General features: G+C 58.5%; 1 protein-coding gene. It reads right to left on the bottom strand.

The window, feature by feature from the left end; translation table 11 throughout:
- Positions 1 to 516 (bottom strand): VCBS domain-containing protein (locus FCV43_RS19890; protein WP_206380351.1); only part of this gene is annotated, 516 nt, incomplete at both ends.

The following is a 516-nucleotide window of genomic DNA, read 5'->3' as shown; positions in this document are numbered from 1 at the left end:
CGGTGGCACTGACGGTGTAAATTTCGGTGACGCTTTCACCTTCGTCCAGATATTGCACCGCGTTGTTGTCGACCGTGTAGGTCCAGTCGCCATCGGCGTCAATCACTAAGCTGCCGAGCGCCGCCGCATTGGTCGAGCCTGTCGGTGTGAACACCCCGTTCGGGTTGAACTCCGGATTGTCATTGGCGTCCACATCGCTGATGGTCAAGCTGCCTTCGCTGACCAAAGTCTCCGCTAATGTCACGTCCACGTCTTCGGTGACGCTGCCTTCATCGCTGTCGCCTTCGCCCACGGTGATGTCGGACGGATCTTCTGCGCCATTAATGGTGATGGTGACCACATGCTCGGTCCCATCGGTGGCACTGACGGTGTAGATTTCGGTGACGGTTTCGCCCTCGTCCAGATATTGCACCGCGTTGTTGTCGACGGTGTAGGTCCAGTCGCCATCGGCGTCAATGACTAAGCTGCCGAGTGCCGCCGCATTGGTGGAGCCTGTTGGTGTGAACACCCCGTTCG

The sequence above is a fragment of the Vibrio genomosp. F6 genome, from assembly GCF_005146325.1.
GTDB classification, from domain to species: domain Bacteria; phylum Pseudomonadota; class Gammaproteobacteria; order Enterobacterales; family Vibrionaceae; genus Vibrio; species Vibrio cortegadensis.
Note: the sequence above shows the minus strand (reverse complement) of the source record. Positions and strands in the feature narration are given on the sequence as shown.